A 20,256-nucleotide genomic window follows, 5' to 3' on the forward strand; every position below is an offset into this window, starting at 1 on the left:
TAGATTCCCAGCATCAAAAACTGGAGAATCTTAATGAGCGGTAAATACCATAATCTGATAACCTCTATAATTTCTCATATTGGCGGGATTGGGAATGTAAAAGATTTAACCCATTGCCAAACTCGGTTGAGATTTGTTTTGGTTGATAATAATATTGACATTGCTAAATTGAAATCCCTTGAAGGGGTAATCAATGTCATTATGAGTGGAGGTCAGTGCCAGGTGGTTGTCGGCACTCATGTTAAGGATGTTTTTGATGCATTTAATGACGCGTACCCAGCACGCAGCTCCAGCAGTTCTAATATATCCACATCGAAGAATAGAAAAATAAGTTTAAGTTCAGTTATGGACTTTATCTCTGGAACATTCAACCCTCTCATACCCGCTATTTCCGGGGCAGGGATGGTAAAAGCATTGCTGGCTTTACTTGTCGTGTTTAACCTTATTGGTAAGGAAGAGAAGACCTATGTAGTTATAAACTTTATGTCTGACGCTGTTTTTTACTTTTTGCCAATTTTACTTGCCTATAATGCGGCATCAAAATTAAAGTGCAATCCAATACTTGCCGCAGTGCTTGGTGGTATTTTACTTCATCCTCAATTTGTCCAGTTACGATTGACAGGCGATCCAATAGAGATTTTTGGGTTGTCTGTTAGGCTCGTAAACTATGGTTCCTCTGTTGTTCCAATTTTACTCATTGTTTGGCTACAGTCATTTGTTGAACGTTTTTTGAATACAATAGTGCCTAATGCCATCAAGATTATCTTTGTCCCTATGTTGACTCTGATGTTTGTCGGTATTATAGGGTTAACGCTGCTTGGTCCACTGGGAGGGTATATTGGAGATTATATTGCATTAGCTTTTGTGGGTTTACAATCTGTCGGTAGTTGGACAGTGGTTTTCCTTGTAGCAACACTTTGGCCAATATTAGTTATGTTTGGCATTCATTTTAGCATTACGCCACTTTCTATTGCACAACTTACAACATTAAAAGTCGAAAATATTATTGGTCCAGGTGCGATGATAGCCAATATCAGTCAGGCCGTTGCTGCGCTGGTTGTTGGTTTTAGAACTCAGGATAATACTACTCGTCAAATCGCTCGTTCTTCAGGAATCACTGCACTAATGGGGATTACAGAGCCTGCACTCTATGGTGTAAATTTACCAAAAAAATACCCGTTAATCGCTTGTATGACAGGAGCCGCTTGCGGTGGTTTATATGCCGGGATTACAGATGTGTATCGTTATGCCGTGGGATCATCGGGACTTCCAGCCCTGCCTTTATATCTTGGCGAGAACCTGTGGAACATCTTTAATATTCTTATTGCATTACTTATTTCCGTTATAGTAACGGCTATCCTTACCTATATTCTTAGTCTGAAATACGAACCGGCTTCAGTGTGTACCGATAATGATGAAGCACCTGCAGAATCGCACATTTCAGCAGAAAAAAATAATATAGAAGGGATAATGAATCCAATAAAAGGGAATGTAATCCCATTAGAAGAAGTAGAGGATGAAGTTTTCTCTTCCGGTGCCCTTGGAAAAGGATTAGCCATCGTTCCTGTTGAAGGAAAGGTATTGGCACCATTTGACGGTACCGTTGTTTCAGTTTTCCCGACTTTCCATGCTATCTGTCTGGAATCAAATAATGGTGTTGAATTATTGATCCATGTTGGTATTGATACCGTGTCATTGAAAGGGGCGCCCTTTAAGTCTTACATTGAAAAAGGACAGAAGGTGACTTCAGGACAACTCATGATTGAATTTGATATTGGGGCGATTAGCGCAGCCGGTCTTTCTCTGCACACCCCTGTTATTATTACTAATCTTGAAGAAACTTCAGAGCTTGAATATACACAAGACCAACACAAGGTAATTGACGCCACGAAAAAGATAATGAGCGTCAAGTTATAAATGTATTCCGAATCAATAATATTAAGGGCTTAATATGCTATACAAAAATCTTAAAGTTTTTCCGGATAAATTTTTATGGGGAGCATCGACTTCAGCTTTCCAGGTTGAAGGAGGGTGGAATTGCGATGGCAAAGGTCCTTCGGTCCAGGATGCCCTTGGTGCTCGGCATGCTGACATTACCGATTTTACTGTAGCGAGCGATCATTATCATCGCTATAAAGAAGACGTTCGTTTATTTGCTCAAATGGGATTAAAAAGTTATCGTTTTTCAGTTTCATGGTCGAGAGTATTGCCTCAGGGGCAAGGTGAAATAAACGAGAAAGGGGTTGATTTCTATAATAATTTAATTGATGAGCTGTTGCGTTACAATATAGAGCCTATATTGACTCTGTATCACTTTGATTTGCCATTGAAACTTGAAGAGCAAGGTGGATGGAGTTCAAGAAAAACCATTGATGCATTTATAGAATACGCGAGATTGATATTTGATCGTTTTGGTGACCGGGTAAAATATTTTTTAACTATAAACGAACAAAACGTAATGATTTTACACGGTAATGCCATTGGAAAAAAACATAACAGCAAAAAACACGCTTACCAGGAAGCACACCATATGTTTGTAGCACAGGCAGCAGTGATGAAACTGTGCCACGAACGTGTGCCTGAGGGTAAGATTGGACCAGCACCAAATATTATATCGGTATACCCAGCGTCCTGCCATCCAGAGGATATTATTGCAGCAGACAACTGGATGGCAATTCGTTGTTGGCTTTATCTTGATATGGCAGTTTATGGCCAATATAACAGCCTCGCCTGGTCATATTTATGTGATCGAGGTTATCAGCCTGATGTCCTGGAGGGAGATGATGAAATACTGAAGAATGCTAACCCTGATTTCATTTCTATTAATTATTATGCCACAATGACGGTCAGTGCGAGTCGTAATGATGGTCATGATATTACCTTCCGCGAAGGTGATCAGCAGATCACCTATGGTGAGGAAGGTATTTATCGGGCAGCAGTTAACCCTTATCTCGAGAAAACAGATTATAACTGGCTGGTCGACCCTATAGGTTTTCGCACGACTTTAAGAGCCGTATGGGATAAATATCGATTACCCATCATGATCTCTGAAAATGGGTTAGGTCAACATGATTGTCTTGTAAATGGTAAAATTGATGATCAATACCGCATTGATTATTTACAAAAGCATATTGAACAAATGCAGCTTGCAATAACCGATGGTGTAGAAATTTTCGCTTATTGTCCCTGGGCCGCTATAGACTTAATCAGCACCCATCAAGGCTATGGCAAGCGGTATGGATTTATATATGTTGATCGTGATGAATTTGATCTTAAAGAGCTCGCCAGAATCCCGAAAAAAAGCTTCTGGTGGTATAAAGATGTGATTAGCAAGAATGGCTTGTCCAGGCCCTGAATTATTTATTTGATTAATTATAAAGTATACCCCATCTGGTTAACCTAAAAATTAGATGGGGGGATGCTGTTTATCTTTTATTTAACAGATGATAGTGTTCATAAATACTTATTGTTAACGCTTGGCAAACAACAATAAAATCAAAATCACAAGGGTACTAATTGATGGCAATCAAGAACAGCCTTACAAAACTTATATGTATTTCTGCACTTCTACTAGTTAATGCTTATGCTATTTCTGCACCGACTCTTTCGACGGAGGATATTGATGCAATTGTTCGGAAGTTAAAGGAAGAGTTATCGAACGACGATAAGTTAAAATTCAAAGAGAATGACAACAAAAAATTAATTGCGAATAAAATAACGACAGGTGAACCATTATCCGCCTCGACGAATGAGGCAGGTACATTTAATAATATGTCGGATAGTGAATTCCACGATCTTGCGTTAAAGATTAAGAAGGAAATAGGGTTTAATTATTCCGGTTATTTTCGTGCAGGAATGGCAACAACAACCAATGGTGGTCCGAAAGACTATGCCATTGGTAGTCTTGGACGATATGGTAATGAAAACACGGGGTGGTTTGATCTCACCTTTACACAGCGAGTGTTTAAAGATCAAACTAGAGAGGCTGAAGCAATCGTTACTCTGGACGGTAATGTTAGCCAGTCAAATTCCAGTGGATGGTTCGATACACCCTCTGAGAAGGGCAGTTATCTACAATTTTCAGATATGTATCTAAAAACCACGGGTTTTATACCACCAATTCCTGATGCAATATTGTGGGTTGGTAAGCATAAAATTGCTAAACGAGAACTCCAGATGCTTGACTGGAAATATCATAATGCAGTAACCGCAGGCGGTGTAGGCTTAGAAAATATCACATTGCCTGTTGGTAGTTTGGATATTGCATTACAACGTCAGGATAAGGATGCTGCTGATGAAACAGTCAACACGAATTTCATTGATTTTCGTTATAATAAAATACCTGTATCTCATAATAAGACATTGGAAATAGATGGTAAATATCATATGGCAAATAAAACAGATAGCCAGAATGATATCGAATTTAAAGATGCTGCAATGGGAACTATCACTTTAACCACACAACATGATGATGGTGGTTTCAATGAATTTGGGTTTCAACTTGGTAATAATTCGATTGCTAGTAGCATGGCTAAAATAAATGACTCAGAACCGGGCTATTTGTATATACCAGGCAGTGCCAGTGGCTATACATGGCGCTTTATCACACAAGGGGAAAATTATTTATCCCCCAATATAATAATGGCCAGCACAGTAGTTGCTGGGATGGCTAAAAATATTCATACCATTGAAGATAAACATCCACACTCTGACTCGGAATTTTTGCGTGCAGTGGTTCGGCCAGCCTGGATTTGGGATCAGTATAATCAAACAGGAATAGAGTTGGCTTATTTTAATCAAAGAAATACTAATATCGACGGAACTCTTCGAGAATCAGGCTATAAAGCAACAGTTTATCATGCACTTAAAGTTGCAAATAGCATGTTAAAATCACGCCCGGAAATTCGCTTCTATACCACCTATATGGATGCAATTCATAACGAAATTACTAATTTCAGTTTCAATGACGATAAAAGCCGTCAGTTAAGCTTTGGCGTTCAGGCAGAATTGTGGTGGAGATGAACGGCCTATATATTTTTCACATTTTTATAACAATGATTATTCACTGTAAAAATTCACTGGCCATCCAATACATCCGATAATTGAATGGAGGCCAGTCTCTTAACAGAAGGTAACCGGCATCATGTAACTCAGTAGCCAGCCGTTCGTGGTAAACACCGGTGGCCTCCATCACCACATGAACTTCTTCCGGACCGCAGTGCTGGAGCCTGAGCCAGCGAAGTATATTTTCAACTGAATTGCCCACGTCGTGCCAGAAGCGTAACTAATAACGCCAGAAGCCCGCAAATATTGATGCTTCGTTTCGCCAGGATGCTTACACTTACACCCAAACCAAAAAAAGCCCCTGCGTACAAGCAGGGGCAAGCCATGTCAGAGCTTATTATTTATTAGTTAAACACCATCCCGCCGTCGATCAGCAATGACTGACCGGTCATATAATCAGAATCCGGGCTGGCAAGATAGGAGACGCAGGCGGCGACATCTTCCGGCTCGGATAGCCTACCGAGGGTGATGCGTTTGGCGAACTCGGCGGTACCGTAGCCCAGCGGTTTACCGGCGGCTTCTGACACCTGGCGGTCAATTTCGGCCCACATCGGCGTTTTGACAATCCCCGGGCAGTAGCCGTTGACCGTGATGCCCAGCGGCGCGAGGTCGCGAGCGGCGGTCTGGGTTAAGCCGCGCACCGCGAATTTACTGGAGCTATACACCGCCAGCTCCGGGTTGCCGACGTGGCCGGCCTGGGAGCAGGCGTTGATGATTTTCCCGCCGTGCCCCTCTTTCTTAAAGGCTTCGACCGCCGCCTGAATGCCCCAGATCACCCCTTTGACGTTGATGTTGTAGACTTTATCGACAATTTCCGGGGTAATGGACTCGATCGGCGTGGACGGCGCCACGCCGGCGTTGTTGACGATGACGTCGAAGCCGCCCAGCGTTTTGCGCGCCTGTTCGACGGCGGCGAACACCTGATCGCGGTCGGAGACATCCACTTTCACCGCCATGGCGCGGCCGCCGGCCTGGTTGATTTCGGAGGCGACCGCTTTGGCGGTGGCGTCGTTATAATCGGCAATGGCCACGGCAAATCCATCCTTCACCAGACGAAGGGCGATAGCTTTACCAATCCCCTGGCCGGCGCCGGTAACAAGTGCGACTTTTTTCATTTTCCTTTCCTTATTGTGATGACTTACAGAATCTGACTCAGATGCAGCTGGCCCATCAGCAGCGGGTTATCACGATAATCCACCGGAATGGCCACCACCGCCGGGCCGTCGACGTCCATCGCCGCGCGCAGGGTCGGCTCCAGCGCCTCGGCGCTTTCCACGGCAAACCCTTTGGCGCCGAAGGACTCGGCATAGGCTTTAAAATCCATCGGCCCGAACTCGACGCCGGACAGGCGCTGATATTTTTTCTCTTCCTGGATGGCCACCATGTTGTAGCCGTTATCGACCCAGATCAGGTGCAGCACGTTGGCTTTCAGGCGGACGGCGGTCTCCAGCTCCATGCTCGACTGCAGGAAGCCGCCGTCGCCGGAGACGGAGACCACTTTGCGCTCAGGATTGACCAGCCAGGCGCCGATGGCCCAGGGCAGGGCGACGCCCATGGTCTGCTGGCCGTTGGAGATCATCACCTGACGGGCGCGGAAGCTGTACAGGTAGCGGGCAATCCAGATATGGAAGCTGCCCATGTCCACGGTCAGCGTGACGTCGCTGTTGACGATATCCTGCATGGCGCGAACGATGCGCAGCGGATGCAGAGCAAACTGATTCAGCTGCGCGCCGCGGCGGTCCAGCAGTTCGCGCTGGTGCTGGCGGTCGCGGAGGATCTCCGCCGCCTGCGGGGAGAGCACCAGCCGGCGATCGATATTTTGCGCCAGCTTGTTGAGGGTGCCGGCGATATCGCCCACCAGCTCGACGTCCGGGGTGTAGTTGCGCTCTTCATAGGCGGGCAGGACGTCGATATGCACCAGCGTCGCGTTGCCGCTGTTCCACATCGCCGGTTCATATTCCACCGGGCTGTAGCCGATGCAGATCACCAGGTCGGCGAGCTGCAGCAGACGGTCCCCGGCCTGGTTGTTAAACAGCCCGACCCGGCCGGCGAAGCGAGAGAAGTTATCCTGATTCACCGCCCCGGCGGCCTGATAGGTGCTGGTGACCGGAATATGGCTGGCCTCCAGCAAACGGCGCAGCGCCGCGCTGTTCTCCGGCTGGCTGGCCATCAGGCCGAGCAGGAAGATCGGGTTTTTCGCCTGAGCGATAAGCTTCGCCACCTGGTCGATGGCGGCATCCGGCGCGGCGCCCATCTGCGGGGCCCCGCTGGCCGGCAGTACTTTGCCGCTGACCGGGCCATCGACCACATCCTGCGGCAGGCTGACGAACGCGCTGCCCGGGCGGCCCTGCTCGGCGGCGCGGAAGGCGTTGGAGACCACTTCCGCCAGCGCGTCCGGCGCGGTCACCTCGACGGCGTATTTCGTCACCGGGCTGAACATCGCCACCGTATCCATACTCTGGTGGACCTGTTTGGCTTTATCGGCGCGTTTCACCGCGCCGCCCAGGGCCACCACCGGGTCGCCTTCGCTGTTGGCGGTGGCCATACCGGTGATCAGGTTGGAGCAGCCCGGGCCGGAGGTGACCAGCGCCACGCCGGCTTTACCGGTAATGCGCCCGACGGCGGCGGCCATAAACGCGGCGTTGGCTTCGTGGCGTACCGGAATAATGCGAATGGAGGAATCCAGCAGTGAGTCGAATACCTTGTCGATTTTGGCGCCAGGGATGCCGAACACCTGACGTACCCCCTGGGCTTCCAGCTGGCTGACGACGAGATCGGCGCCGTGCGCCCACTGGCGTACCGGATACTGTTTGTCCATGTGACCCCCTTAACTTTCTACGGAACGGATGGCGGCATCGAGATTATCGGGATGCAGATTGGCCTGCAGGAACGCGCTGTCGGCGGGCAGGTCGATCATCAGCTTGTGAATTTCGCCGAAGGTCAACACTCCGTGGTCGAGCTGGTAATCCAGCAGGTGACCGCCGCCTTTGCGGTCATCGGTAATAAAGTGCTCGTGATACCCGGCGACGTTGATCCCCTGCATATGCTGCGGGGTACGGAAGCCGACCAGTACCCCTTCGCGCTGGTTAAAGCGGAACACCGGCTGATCGTCGAGGACGTCGGTCATCGCCCGGTACGGCGGCGTCTGGCGCGGTACGGTGCGGGTATGGGCATGGCGGAAATGGCCATCGATGCGCAGGGCGCAGAACAGGTTGTCAGAGGGAATTTGCTGGTCGATCACCTCGTGCAGCTGCTGGCGGCTCACCGGGTGGTCGAAAGTTTTCCGGTACTGCGGCTGGAACCAGGTCATCACCGCGAACGGCGTTTTCTGCTCCGGCTGCGCTTTGCGTGCGCTGCCGTCGGCCCGCAGCTGATAGACCTGACTGCTGAAGGCGATCAGCTCCCCGTCCAGCTCATTAAAGGTGCCGAGACCGAAATCGCCGTGCTTCAGCAGGTCGGCGATGGTGGTGCTCCCTTCGTAAACCCCGCTCAGCAGGGCGCTCATAAGCGATGTCTGATAGAGCACGCTCTCGGGATGCTGCGCGGAAAACGCCCGCAGGGTTTCGCATAGACTCTCTTCGCAGGTGCATTCAGCAGAATGATTCATATACCACTTCCTCGTTCAACAAATATAAGAAAGGTTAAATAAATGTTGACCCGATTCAGCTCACAGTTCCAATATAGAAACCATGCTGGTTTGAGACGTTTTCGATATGGAACTTCGTTATCTTCGCTATTTTGTCGCCGTCGCCAGGACGCGGCACTTCACCCAGGCCGCCAAGGAACTGGGTATTTCACAGCCTCCGTTAAGTCAGCAAATTCAGCGGCTTGAGCGCGAGGTGGGGACCCCGCTGTTTCGGCGTTTGACCCGCGGGGTGGAGCTCACCGAGGCCGGTGAGTCGTTCTATGAGGATGCCCGTCAGATCCTCGCCATGAGCGATGCGGCGCTGGAGAAGGCCAAGGGCATTGCCCGCGGGATGAACGGCAGCCTGTCGCTAGGCATTACCAGTTCTGATGCTTTCCACCCGCAAATCTTCACGCTGCTGCACCGTTTTCAGCTCGACCACCCCGGGGTGACCCTGCACCAGATGGAAGACAACATGGCCAATCTGATGACCGCCCTGAGCGAGGCCGAGCTGGATATTGCCTTCGTCCGTCTGCCGTGCGAGAGCAGTAAGGCCTTTAATCTGCGGATTATCGATGAGGAGCCGATGGTTATCGCGCTGCCGCGCGATAACCCGCTGGCGACGCAGCCGACCCTGGCCCTGGAGCAGCTGCGCGACGTGGCGCCGATCCTCTTCCCGCGGGAAGTGGCTCCGGGGCTGTATGAGCTGGTGTACAACAGCTGCCTGCGCGCCGGCATCGATATGGAGCGCGCCTGGCAGTCGTCGCAGATTTCGTCGTCGCTGAGCATGGTCAATGCCGGGTTCGGCTTCGCGCTGGTCCCGCAGTCAATGACCTGCATCCAGCAGCCGAACGTCAGCTATCACCCGCTCAGCGGGGCGCCGCTGAAGACCGATATCGCCATCGCCTGGCGGCGCTTCGAGCGCTCGCGCACGGTGAAACGCTTTCTGGCGATGTTCTGATCTTCGCGACGCCTGCGGCTTACTGCGCCACCCAGCCGCCGTCCATGTTCCACGCCGCGCCGCGCACCTGGGCGGCGGCGTCGCTGCACAGAAACAGCGCCATTTCGCCCAGCTGTTGCGGGGTGACAAACTCCCCGGAGGGCTGCTTTTCCGCCAGCAGCTGGGCGCTGGCCTGCTCCGGGTCGACCCCCTCGGCGATGCGCTTATCGATCTGCTGCTGCACCAGCGGAGTCAGCACCCAGCCGGGGCAGATGGCGTTGCAGGTGATGCCGCTGCGCGCGGTTTCCAGGGCCACGGTTTTGGTCAGGCCGACCACCGCGTGCTTGGCGGCGACATAGGCCGATTTCTCTTTCGACGCCACCAGGCCATGCACTGAAGCAATGTTGATGATGCGCCCCCAGTTGCGCTGGCGCATGCCCGGCAGCGCCAGGCGAGTGGTGTGGAAGACGCTGGAGAGATTGATCGCGATGATGTCGTTCCATTTGTCCACCGGGAACTGCTCCACCGGGGCCACGTGCTGGATGCCGGCGTTATTGATCACGATATCGACGCCGCCGAAGGTGCTTTCGGCATAGCGCATCATCGCCTCGATCTGCCCGACGTCGCGCAGGTCGGCGTCGTGATAGCCGGGGATCTTGCCCAGCGCGGCGACTTCAGCCCGGGCGTGGCTGCTGTCGCCGAAGCCATTGAGCACCAGCTGGGCGCCTGCCTGCGCCAGCACTTTGGCGATCCCTAAGCCGATGCCGCTGGTGGAGCCGGTGACCAGCGCTGTTTTACCGTTTAAATTCATCATATTTCTCCTTCAGTCGGGTCTCAGACAATGCCGGTCACATAGAACGTGGCAATGACAAACAGTACCGCGAGGCTTTTGATCACCGTGATGGCGAAAATGCCGCCGTAGGCCTGGCGATGGCTCAGGCCGGTGATCGCCAGCAGGGTGATCACCGCCCCGTTATGCGGCAGGGTATCCATGCCGCCGCTGGCCATGGCGGCGACGCGGTGCAGGACCTCAAGCGGAATATTGGCGGCGTGGGCGGCGGCGACAAAGGTCTCGGACATCGCCGCCAGGGCAATGCTCATTCCCCCGGAGGCCGAGCCGGTGATCCCGGCCAGCACCGTGACGCTGATCGCCTCGTTTAACAGCGGATTGGGAATAGCCGCGAGGGCTTTCGACAGCACCAGGAAACCCGGCAGGGCGGCGATAACCGCGCCGAAGCCATACTCAGAGGCGGTGTTCATCGCCGCGAGAATAGCCCCGCCCACCGCCGTCCGGCTTCCTTCTGCCAGCCGGCCGCGAATATTGCGGTAGCCGCAGACCAGTACCAGCACAATGCCGGAGAGCAGCGCCGCCTGTACCGCCCAGATGGCGGTGATTTTCCCCACCTCGGTGACCACAGGCTTCGCCAGACCCGGGAGGGTGAGCTCATGGCTGGCGCCGTACCACTGCGGGATCCAGTGGGTAAACAGCAGATTCAGCACCCCCACCAGCAGCAGCGGGGCGATAGCGATCAGCGGATGCGGCAGGTTGATGTCATCCGGGGTCTCCGGCTCATTTTGCAGGTCGGTCCCATAGCCTTCGCCGCTGGCCTGCGCTTTGCGGCGCTGGCGCTCCAGCCACAGCAAACCGAAGAGGATAATGAACAGCGAGCCGATAAGCCCCAGCCACGGGGCCGCCCAGGCGTTGGTGCCGAAGAAGCTGGTGGGAATAATATTCTGGATCTGCGGCGTGCCGGGCAGGGCGTCCATGGTAAACGAGAAGGCCCCGAGGGCGACGGTGGCTGGGATCAGCCGTTTGGGGATCCCGCTCTGGCGAAACAGCTCGGCGGCGAAAGGGTAGACGGCAAAGGCCACCACAAACAGCGATACCCCGCCGTAGGTCAGCAGGGCGCACACCAGCACGATCACCGGGATCGCATGGCGGCGTCCAAGGATGCGGATGGCGGCGGCGACAATCGACCGCGAGAATCCCGACAGCTCAATCAGCTTGCCGAATACCGCGCCCAGCAGAAACACCGGGAAATAGAGCTTCACAAAGCCGACCATTTTTTCCATAAACAGGCCGGTAAAGGCCGGGCCGACCGCGCCCGGGTCGGTGAGCAGCACCGCGCCGAGGGCGGCGATCGGCGCAAAGAGGATCACGCTGTATCCACGGTAGGCTGCCAGCATCAGTAATGCCAGCGCGGCCAGGGCTATTATCACACTCATCACGACGTCTCACTCTCATTGTTATTGTAGGGGTACAGAACGAGATACTAGGGTTTCAGGGCGAAGCGCAGCTGGTGTTCCCGGCGCGACTGGATGCGCTGGCGCCGGGCCTCGTCCCAGCGGTAAAAGCCTTGCCCGCTGCGGGCGCCGGTGTCGCCTCGCGCTACTTTCTCCGCCACCAGCGACATCATCTCGGTGCCGCTGGCCAGCTCCGGCAGCAAGTGCTGGCAGATATCCTGGACCGTCGCCAGGCCGGTCATGTCCGCTGCCTCCAGCGGGCCGACCATCGCATAGCGGCGCCCCAGCGAGGCGCGCATCACCTGGTCCACCACCTCCGGGGACGCGATGCCGCTGTGGACGATATGCAGCGCTTCGCGCAGCAGGGCGAACTGCAGCCGGTTGCCGACAAAGCCCGGCGCGGCGCGGTTGAGCACCACCGCTTCCAGCGCGCAGGCGGCGCAAAAGTCGCTCACCTGGCGCGCCAGATGAGGCAGGGTGGCGCTCCCGGGCACCACTTCCACCAGCGGGATCAGGTGCGGCGGATGCCAGAAATGGGCGATCAGTAGCCGTTCCGGGAGGCGCATGCCCTGCGCCAGTTGATCCGGCGGCAGGCCGCTGGTGTTGCTGGCGATAATCGCCTCGTCGGCGATCAGCGTTTCCAGTTCGGCATACAGGGCGTGCTTCAGCCCCAGCCGTTCGGGGATCGCTTCAATCAGCAGCGTGGCGTCCGCCAGCGCTTGCAGCGCCGGGGTAGGGGTTAAACGGCTCAGCACGGCGTCGCGGTCGGCGGGAGCCTGCTGACCGCTCGCCTCCAGCTCGCGCAGGATCGCCTCGGCTACTGTGGGTATCTCGGCGAGACGTTGCGGATCGGTGTCATACAGGCGGACGGCGTGACCGTGACGGGCGAAATGGCAGGCAATGCCGACGCCCATCAGTCCGGCGCCGAGTACCGCCAGGCGTGGTGTAAACATGGTGGCTCCTGTTAACGTTGAAGGGTCATGGCGATGCCCTGTCCGCCGCCGACGCACAGGGTGGCCAGCCCTTTGCTGGCGCCCCGGCGCTGCATCTCATGCACCAGACTGACGAGGATCCGGCAGCCGGAGGCGCCGATGGGATGGCCCAGGGCGATGGCGCCGCCGTTAACGTTGACCTTCTCGCTGTCCCATTCGAGCAGCTGGCCGACGGCCAGCGCCTGCACGGCAAAGGCCTCGTTGGCTTCGATCAGATCCACCTCGTCCAGCGTCCAGCCGGCGCGCTGCAGCGCCTGGCGGCAGGCGCTCACCGGGCCGATGCCCATCACCGACGGGTCGACCCCGGCGACCGCCGCGCTGACAATGCGCGCCAGCACCGGCAGCCCAAGCTCGTGCGCTTTATCGACGCTCATCAGCAGGACCGCCGCAGCGCCGTCGTTCAGCGATGAGGCATTCCCGGCGGTGACGCTGCCGTCAGCCGGGCGAAACGCCGGGCGCAGCTTGGCCAGCTGCTGCTCGCTGGTCTCCGGGCGCGGTTGCTCATCGTCGGTCACGACACGCGGCGGCTTTTTGCCCTGCGGGACGCTGACCGGGACGATCTCCTCGCGAAAGCGTCCGGCGGCGATAGCGGCCGCCGCTTTGCGCTGGGAGCTGGCGGCGAAGGCGTCCTGGCGCTCGCGGCTGATGTCGAAGGCGTCGGCAAGGTTCTCGGCGGTAATGCCCATGTGGTAGTCGTTAAAAGCGTCCCACAGGCCGTCCTGGATCATGCTGTCCTGCAGGCTGGCATGGCCGAAACGCAGGCCGTCGCGGGCGCCATTCATCAGATAGGGAGCATTGCTCATGCTCTCCTGGCCGCCGGCGATAACGATCTCGGCGTCGCCGCAGCGGATCGCCTGCACCGCCTGCTGAACCGCTTTCAGCCCTGAGCCGCACACCAGATTGACGGTGACCGCTGGAGTGTCCACCGGCAGGCCGGCCCGCAGCGCGGTCTGGCGCGCCGGGTTCTGCCCGCAGCCGGCGGTGAGCACCTGGCCGAAAATCAGTTCATCGACCGCTGCGGCGGGCAGCTGGCAGCGTTCAAGCAGGCTGCGCACCACCGCTGCGCCGAGGTCGACGGCGGAAAGCGGGGCGAAGGCGCCGCGAAAGCTGCCGACCGGGGTGCGTACGGCAGCAACTATGGCAATATCGGTCATGGTCTCTCCTTAGCTGAAGCGCATTTCGCGCACGTCGTCGGCGACGATCAGCCGTCCCGCCGTTTTACGCATCACTTCGTCGGGGCTGACCCCCGGGGCCACTTCGCGCAGGACAAACGCGCCGTCGACAATGTCCAGCAGGGCCAGGTCGGTGAGCACCCGGCGAATGCAGCCCACGCCGGTGAGCGGCAGGGTGCACTGCGGCAGCAGTTTGGATTCGCCGTTCTTTGAGGCGTGGGTCATCACCACGATGATGTTCTGCGCGCCGGCCACCAGGTCCATGGCGCCGCCCATCCCCTTGACCATTTTTCCGGGGATCATCCACGAGGCGATATTCCCTGCGACGTCGACCTCAAAGGCGCCAAGAACCGTAAGATCGACGTGGCCGCCGCGGATCATGGCGAACGACTGGGCCGAATCGAAGATCGCCGCCCCGGTTTGCGCGGTGACGGTCTGTTTGCCGGCGTTGATCATGTCGGCGTCGAGAGTTTGCTCATCGGGAAACTCGCCCATCCCCAGCAGGCCGTTCTCCGACTGGAGCATCACTTCAATGCCGGCGGGAATGTAATTGGCCACCAGCGTCGGGATACCGATCCCGAGGTTGACGTAGTCGCCGTCGCGCAGCTCCTGGGCGACGCGCATCGCCATTTGTTCGCGGGTTAACATCTCAGTGCCCTCCGGCGCGCAGGGTGCGCTGTTCAATGCGTTTTTCGAATTGCCCGACGATCAGCCGGTCGACATAGATCCCCGGGGTGTGAATGGCGGAGGGCGGCAGTTCGCCCGGCGGCACAATCTCTTCCACCTCCACCACCGTAATGCGCCCGGCGGTGGCCATCAGCGGGTTGAAATTCTGTGCGGTATGGCGATAAACCACATTGCCGTACCAGTCAGCCTTCCAGCCCTTCACGAGGGCGAAATCGCCGCGAATAGCTTGTTCAAGAATGTAATTTTTACCGTCGAACTGGCGCACCTCTTTGCCTTCGGCGACCGGCGTGCCATAGCCGGTGGCGGTGTAAAAGCCGGGGATCCCGGCGCCGCCGGCGCGGATTTTTTCCGCCAGCGTTCCCTGCGGGGTGAGCTCTACCGCCAGCTCGCCGCTCAGCACCAGCTGTTCAAACAGCGCGTTTTCCCCGACGTAAGAGGCCACTACCTTGCTGACCTGGCGCGACTCCAACAGCATGCCGAGACCGAAGCCATCGACGCCGCAGTTGTTGGAAACCACCGTCAGCCCCTTCACCTGGCGACGCTTCACCTCGGCGATCAAATTCTCGGGTATACCGCACAGGCCGAAGCCGCCGGCGAGCAGCGTCATGCCGTCCGTTAACCCTTCCAGCGCCGCTTCGTAGCTGGCGACGCGTTTATCCAGTCCTGCCATCTTGTCTCTCCTGCCTTGCGATACCCTTATCATTGGCGCGGGCGACTGATTTGATAATTTTGAATTTGTGACTCACTCATTTGGAAATTTAATTAATTTCCTGTTAACTAATTTCTTTCAATTAGTTAACAGGATGAAAAATGAGAATGAGTGTCAAACAGTTACGCGCGTTTTTAGCGGTAGCTCACACTCTCAATTTCGCCCACGCCAGCGAAAGGCTGAATCTGTCGCAGCCAGCGCTCAGCCTGACCATCAAAGGGTTGGAGGAGGCGCTGGGGGGCGCGCTGCTGCAGCGCAGCACCCGCAAAGTGACCCTCACCCAGGAGGGGGAACTCTTTCTGCCGATGGCCCGTCAACTGCTGGCCGACTGGGATAACGTTGAGGAGGCGATGCGCCAGAGCTTTACCCTGCAGCGCGGCAAAATCTCGGTCGCCGCGATGCCGTCGTTCGCCGCCAACGTTCTGCCGGAGGCGCTGAAAGCCTTCCGCGACCGCTATGCCGGGGTGAACGTCACGGTGCATGATGTGATCAATGAGCAGGTAATCGAGATGGTGCGTGAGGGGCGGGTAGAGATGGGCATCGCTTTCGAGCCATCGCCCAACCACAACCTGCTGTTTACCCCGCTGGCGGTGGACCGCTTCGTGGCGATCGTTCCCCGGCAATCGCCGCTGGCGAAGAAAAAAAAGCTCACCTGGCAGGAGCTGTTAACTCTCGACTTTATCACCCTCCAGCGTCCCTCGGCGGTGCGCCTGATGCTGGAGGAGGCGCTGGCGCGCAGCGGGCGTCAGCTGGACGTGGCGCTGGAGAGCCACCAACTGGTGACGGTGGGGAGGATGGTAGCCAGCGGTCTGGGAGGCAGCGCGGTGCCGGCGCTATGCAAAACGCAGATGACCTCGCTGGGGGCAGTGTGCATTCCGCTCAGCGATCCGCCGATTGAAAAGTGCGTTGGGGCGATCCATGCCGGACATCTGCCGCTGTCGAAGGCGGCGCAGGCGCTGCTGGATACGTTGAAAGGGTATTTACCCACCTGAGGGGGCGTGGGGAAAAAAACCGGCCCGCAGGCCGGTTTGATAATCAGATTTTGCAGGCGTCGCCGCAATCGTCATCGGCAACGATCGCCTGGGCTTTTTTGTCCGCTTCTTCCAGACGCTCCGCGTTGCGCTCTTCCGCTTCATCCAGGCCGCTGAAGACCAGGTTGTCGAGATCAATTTCCATAAGTTACCTATCGTTGCTGGTTTTGAATCAGCGTCAAGTATAGGGCATAACCGCCTGCGGAGGTAACCGCTCTTCGCGCCGAACGCACAGAGCGTTAAGTCCGCCGGCAGCAGATAAAACCCACCATAAATAACCGTTGACAGGATGGCGTTAGCTTTAAATATCTCCACCAGAATAATTTCCTGCCTAAATATTAAATGAAAGGACAACGAAGGTGTAATTAAGCATTGACGAATGGCTTTTATGTTAATATGGCCGCGATTATGGATGAATCTATGGATCTTAATCAATGGAACATACTGTTACAGGCGCCATCAAAGAATGGCGTAAACATAATAAAGTGATCGGTCAGGTCAAAATAAGCTATAAAAAATTCTTACGAAAATGCAGAGAGCTCTCGCTCGCAGGAGGTAAATACAGAGAATATCAAGGACTTTGCGCCAAATATCAGTGCGCACGATTGACCGCCGTGACCCAGGGACTGGTGCCTTTCGAGGATAAACCCTTTAAGGCCTATCTTAATAAACGGATGTCAAAACGGCGCAAGCTGGATATTGCCCACGGTTCGCTGAATTTTATCGAGAAAACGTTTCAGCCCGATGTGCTGCCGCAGCTCTATAACGTGGCGGATTTTGGCCGGACGATGTTTGCTATTCCTCTGAAAAATGGCGAAAAGCTTGACGTTAAGCTGCTGGCATCGCCGTTTCAGGAGGAGGGTGAGCTGATGCTGCAGCTGTTTCTCGGCGACCGGCGCGTTTATAGCGTCTGTTTTTCCTGTACCGACGATGGCCGCGCTTATATCGGCGGAATACAGGGCGGGAAAGATATCACCAATGATGAGGTGAAGGTGCTGACCAAAGAGCTGCATGGCGCGCGGCCGAAAAATATCATCATGAGCGTGCTGTATGGTTTCCTGCGTTATTTCGGCATCACTACGGTCTACGCGATTGATTCCGATTACCACGTGAAAAGCGATCTGGTGAAAGCCAGTTATTCATCGCTGTGGCTGGAAATGGGCGGAGAGAAACAGGCTCGCGGCTGGTATAAACTGCCGGCGCAGGAGATCAAAAAAAGTCTTGAAGAGGTAAAAAGTAAACACCGCAGCCAGTTTATTAAGCGCGAAGGTGTCAAAGAGCTGATTCAGCTCGAAATGGCGAACGCTCTGCGGCAAATAACCTTGAATCCGCAGATGAATTAACGCCTTTCCCACGTCAGGCAGGCAGCAGGGGGCTGTTGTCCGCCTGACGATATCCTTTCTTTACTGGCCGCTCTCGCCGATCGGCGGCGACACCGAGTTGGTGAGCAGCGGGGCGCTGCGCCACCACACTATCAGCGCGACCAGCGCGATAACGCTCAGCACGCCGAAGGCGGTAGCAAAAGAGTAGCGCCCGGCGATAGCGCCGGTTAACGCCGGACTCATCGCCGCCCCGGCGCCCTGCATTAGCATCACCACGCTTTGTCCGGCGTTAACGTGCCCGCTGCCGCGCAGCAGCGAGACGATAAAGCTGGGCACCGCCACCCCCAAAATCCCTGCCGCCAGACCATCAAGAATTTGCACCGGGACCATCATCGCCGGGGCGTCGCTGGCGGCCGCCAGCGACGCGCGGATGGGCATGATCAGCAGCGCCAGCAGAATGCATCGCCAGTAACCATATTTGTCGATGCTGCCGGCGACCCGGATGGCCACCGGGATCATTACCACCTGCGAAATAATCACCGTGGCGGCGGCAAACAGCCCCGGATTGAGGTGTCCCGGCGCGGCGGCGATCCGCATGCTGAGCATCGGCAACAGCGCGGCGTTGGCGAGATGGAACAGCATCAGGGTCACGCCGGCGATCAGCAGCGGCGTATGGCGGAACAGGATGGCAAACCCAGGCACAGCGGGCGTGACGGCCGACTCGAGGCCGCGGGCGGCGTCATCGTCAATATCGCTGCTGCGGATTGCCAGCAGGGCGATCAGGGTAAACAGGGTGGTACAGGCCATCAGGATGAAAATGCCGCCGATGCCCCAGTACCAGGCGATGGCCCCGGCAATCAGCGCGGTGAAGAAATTCCCCGCATGGTTGAAGGCTTCGTTTTTTCCCATCTGAGCGCTAAAGCCGCGCTGTCGGGTCAGCCCAAGGGTGATCCCGGCGATTAACGGTCCGACAAAGGCCGCGCAGATCCCGCTGGCAACCTGTGAAAGAGCCACCACGCTGGTCTTCTGACTGAACCAGAGCAGGAGGGTGGTCAGGGTGATCGCCAGGCAGACCCCGGCCAGCAGCACGCGCTTATGCCGCGAGGTGTCGGTGATGAAGCCCGCGGGCAGGGTCGCCAGCAGGCCGGCCACGCCGCCGACGGTCATCAACAGGCCGATGTCCTCCGCCTGCCAGTGACGCTGGGTGAGAAAGATCCCCAGAAACGGGCCGAGGCCGTCGCGAACGTCGGCGATAAAGAAGCTGGTCAAACATAAAGCCCGCAGTGAACGAAGCGACATTTTCTTCCTTTAGCATGAACGATCCGCGGATCAGCGGCGGACCAGGGCGGTCATGGCGTGCGCCACGAATAATAGCCGGGATCGGACCCGGCAGAGAGCCTCATTCTTTATCGCACCGTTCGATGAAACCAAAATGTCACCCAGTCGTCGGGTAACGTGGCAATGCAACATACCTGCTCGTCGCGGCTTCCGCCAGAGGCCTACGAAAGTTCTGTATCAGGGCAACCGCGCCGCTCTCAGCGTTCGTCTGCCTTAACCATCTGCAGCGCGGCGGGATTCGCCACGCTGCCGCTGGCGGTGACGAACCCGGGATGGACGGCCTCGCCGCTGGCGCTGTCCACCAGCGCAATATGCGGCGCGCTGTGCAGCACCTGCTGGTGGCCCCATTCCATCAGGGCGAACAGCACCAGCGCCAGGCTACGGCTTTTTTCGGTGAGAACATATTCATAGCGCTCGCGAGCCCCCGCTTCCCGATAGGGGACTTTGCGAAGCAAGCCCATTTCGGTCATGGTTTTCAACCGGGTGGTGAGCGTCTGGCGGGTGATATGGGTATGCGCCTGCATCGTTTCAAAGCGCGTCACGCCGTAAAACGCCTCGCGGAGGATCAGCAGCACCCAGCGGTCGCCCAGTATTTTGGCTCCTTCCGCCAGGCCGCACAGCTCAGGATCGAGGTAGGGCAATGATTTATTTTTTGACATCGTGAGATTGGCCTTCTACTCTGAGTTTGAAATTTAGACTTAGATGCTAAGGAGCATAGCGTGCCATTTGTTAACGTGCAAACCATTAAAGGGATCATAACCGCGGAACAGAAAAGTGAGCTGCTGCGGCGGATGACCGATCTGCTGGTGGAGATTGAGGGGCAGGGCGATCCGCAGTTCCGCCAGTCGGTGTGGATCCGCATTGATGAACATGACCCGGAGCAGTGGAGCCTGGGGGGCGTCCAGCCGACGGCCGCGATGATTGCGGCTAAATTCGCCGCGGCGCGGCGCGACTGATTTCCTGAAAAAAGCGGGCTGCGAAGCCCGGCCCGGCGATCTGGCGCAGAAGAGGGCCAGGTCGCCGGGTAATATTGCTATTCGCTATGGTGCAAAAGCGTATTTTGCGGCTAAGGTAACGGTCAGGGAACCCAACAAACAGGGCGCGATGCCAGACGACCCGCCTGGCGCCACTC

General features: G+C 55.8%; 19 protein-coding genes. 7 read left to right on the plus strand and 12 right to left on the minus strand.

The window, feature by feature from the left end:
- The first annotated feature begins 33 nt into the window (after positions 1 to 33).
- From GT756_RS08950 to GT756_RS08960, 3 genes are all read left to right on the plus strand, one after another.
- Complete coding sequence (locus tag GT756_RS08950) at positions 34 to 1,917, plus strand: beta-glucoside-specific PTS transporter subunit IIABC (RefSeq protein WP_160124714.1); 1,884 nt, start codon at positions 34 to 36, stop codon at positions 1,915 to 1,917.
- 34 nt (positions 1,918 to 1,951) lie between these two features.
- The gene (locus GT756_RS08955; protein WP_064794664.1) at positions 1,952 to 3,355 is read left to right on the plus strand and encodes a glycoside hydrolase family 1 protein; all 1,404 of its coding nucleotides are present in this window, start codon (positions 1,952 to 1,954) and stop codon (positions 3,353 to 3,355) included.
- A 164-nt stretch (positions 3,356 to 3,519) separates the two neighbouring features.
- Positions 3,520 to 5,022, plus strand: a complete 1,503-nt coding sequence (locus GT756_RS08960) for a carbohydrate porin (protein WP_160124715.1) — start codon at positions 3,520 to 3,522, stop codon at positions 5,020 to 5,022.
- A 386-nt stretch (positions 5,023 to 5,408) separates the two neighbouring features.
- On the opposite strand, the gene GT756_RS08965 is transcribed toward GT756_RS08960, so the two are convergent.
- The 3 genes from GT756_RS08965 to budA are packed head-to-tail and all read right to left on the minus strand — an operon-like array spanning position 5,409 to position 8,671.
- A complete protein-coding gene (locus tag GT756_RS08965; RefSeq protein WP_004151179.1) occupies positions 5,409 to 6,179 on the minus strand; it encodes a (S)-acetoin forming diacetyl reductase in 771 nt (256 codons plus the stop codon).
- Positions 6,180 to 6,202: 23 nt separating this feature from the next.
- Positions 6,203 to 7,882 (minus strand): acetolactate synthase AlsS, encoded by a 1,680-nt coding sequence (alsS, locus tag GT756_RS08970; protein WP_004202990.1) that lies wholly within the window; start codon positions 7,880 to 7,882, stop codon positions 6,203 to 6,205.
- A gap of 9 nt (positions 7,883 to 7,891) precedes the next feature.
- Entirely contained in the window at positions 7,892 to 8,671 is a 780-nt protein-coding gene (budA, locus tag GT756_RS08975; protein ID WP_002908205.1) for an acetolactate decarboxylase, read from the minus strand.
- 106 nt (positions 8,672 to 8,777) lie between these two features.
- On the opposite strand from budA, the gene GT756_RS08980 reads away from it, so the two are divergent.
- A complete protein-coding gene (locus tag GT756_RS08980) occupies positions 8,778 to 9,650 on the plus strand; it encodes a LysR family transcriptional regulator (protein ID WP_004145376.1) in 873 nt (290 codons plus the stop codon).
- Positions 9,651 to 9,669: 19 nt separating this feature from the next.
- On the opposite strand, the gene GT756_RS08985 is transcribed toward GT756_RS08980, so the two are convergent.
- The 6 genes from GT756_RS08985 to GT756_RS09010 are packed head-to-tail and all read right to left on the minus strand — an operon-like array spanning position 9,670 to position 15,394.
- The gene (locus GT756_RS08985; protein ID WP_004202988.1) at positions 9,670 to 10,440 is read right to left on the minus strand and encodes a 3-hydroxybutyrate dehydrogenase; all 771 of its coding nucleotides are present in this window, start codon (positions 10,438 to 10,440) and stop codon (positions 9,670 to 9,672) included.
- 23 nt (positions 10,441 to 10,463) lie between these two features.
- Positions 10,464 to 11,858 carry a GntP family permease gene (locus GT756_RS08990; protein WP_196531944.1) on the minus strand — a complete coding sequence of 465 codons (1,395 nt, stop codon included), beginning with the start codon at positions 11,856 to 11,858 and terminating at the stop codon, positions 10,464 to 10,466.
- 44 nt (positions 11,859 to 11,902) lie between these two features.
- Positions 11,903 to 12,826, minus strand: coding sequence for a 3-hydroxyacyl-CoA dehydrogenase family protein (locus GT756_RS08995; RefSeq protein ID WP_048295006.1), 924 nt, complete (start codon positions 12,824 to 12,826; stop codon positions 11,903 to 11,905).
- Positions 12,827 to 12,837: 11 nt separating this feature from the next.
- Complete coding sequence (locus GT756_RS09000; protein ID WP_043519898.1) at positions 12,838 to 14,019, minus strand: acetyl-CoA C-acetyltransferase; 1,182 nt, start codon at positions 14,017 to 14,019, stop codon at positions 12,838 to 12,840.
- A gap of 9 nt (positions 14,020 to 14,028) precedes the next feature.
- Entirely contained in the window at positions 14,029 to 14,685 is a 657-nt protein-coding gene (locus GT756_RS09005) for a CoA transferase subunit B (protein ID WP_004202984.1), read from the minus strand.
- Position 14,686: 1 nt separating this feature from the next.
- Entirely contained in the window at positions 14,687 to 15,394 is a 708-nt protein-coding gene (locus GT756_RS09010) for a CoA transferase subunit A (protein ID WP_004202983.1), read from the minus strand.
- Between the two features lie 140 nt (positions 15,395 to 15,534).
- Here GT756_RS09010 and GT756_RS09015 point away from each other — a divergent pair, with 140 nt between their 5' ends.
- Positions 15,535 to 16,425, plus strand: a complete 891-nt coding sequence (locus GT756_RS09015) for a LysR family transcriptional regulator (RefSeq protein ID WP_017899570.1) — start codon at positions 15,535 to 15,537, stop codon at positions 16,423 to 16,425.
- A gap of 43 nt (positions 16,426 to 16,468) precedes the next feature.
- On the opposite strand, the gene GT756_RS09020 is transcribed toward GT756_RS09015, so the two are convergent.
- The gene (locus tag GT756_RS09020; RefSeq protein ID WP_002908189.1) at positions 16,469 to 16,609 is read right to left on the minus strand and encodes a hypothetical protein; all 141 of its coding nucleotides are present in this window, start codon (positions 16,607 to 16,609) and stop codon (positions 16,469 to 16,471) included.
- 289 nt (positions 16,610 to 16,898) lie between these two features.
- On the opposite strand from GT756_RS09020, the gene GT756_RS09025 reads away from it, so the two are divergent.
- Positions 16,899 to 17,807, plus strand: coding sequence for a DUF535 family protein (locus GT756_RS09025; RefSeq protein ID WP_004202981.1), 909 nt, complete (start codon positions 16,899 to 16,901; stop codon positions 17,805 to 17,807).
- 60 nt (positions 17,808 to 17,867) lie between these two features.
- Here GT756_RS09025 and GT756_RS09030 read toward each other — a convergent pair whose 3' ends face one another.
- Both GT756_RS09030 and GT756_RS09035 read right to left on the minus strand, forming a co-directional pair.
- Positions 17,868 to 19,085, minus strand: coding sequence for an MFS transporter (locus tag GT756_RS09030; RefSeq protein ID WP_160124716.1), 1,218 nt, complete (start codon positions 19,083 to 19,085; stop codon positions 17,868 to 17,870).
- Between the two features lie 236 nt (positions 19,086 to 19,321).
- Positions 19,322 to 19,783, minus strand: coding sequence for a helix-turn-helix domain-containing protein (locus GT756_RS09035; protein ID WP_048295003.1), 462 nt, complete (start codon positions 19,781 to 19,783; stop codon positions 19,322 to 19,324).
- Between the two features lie 60 nt (positions 19,784 to 19,843).
- On the opposite strand from GT756_RS09035, the gene GT756_RS09040 reads away from it, so the two are divergent.
- Entirely contained in the window at positions 19,844 to 20,080 is a 237-nt protein-coding gene (locus GT756_RS09040; RefSeq protein WP_043519905.1) for a tautomerase family protein, read from the plus strand.
- The last annotated feature ends 176 nt before the right edge of the window (positions 20,081 to 20,256 follow it).

This window comes from Klebsiella sp. Q2, assembly GCF_009900705.1.
Lineage (GTDB): Bacteria > Pseudomonadota > Gammaproteobacteria > Enterobacterales > Enterobacteriaceae > Klebsiella > Klebsiella quasipneumoniae.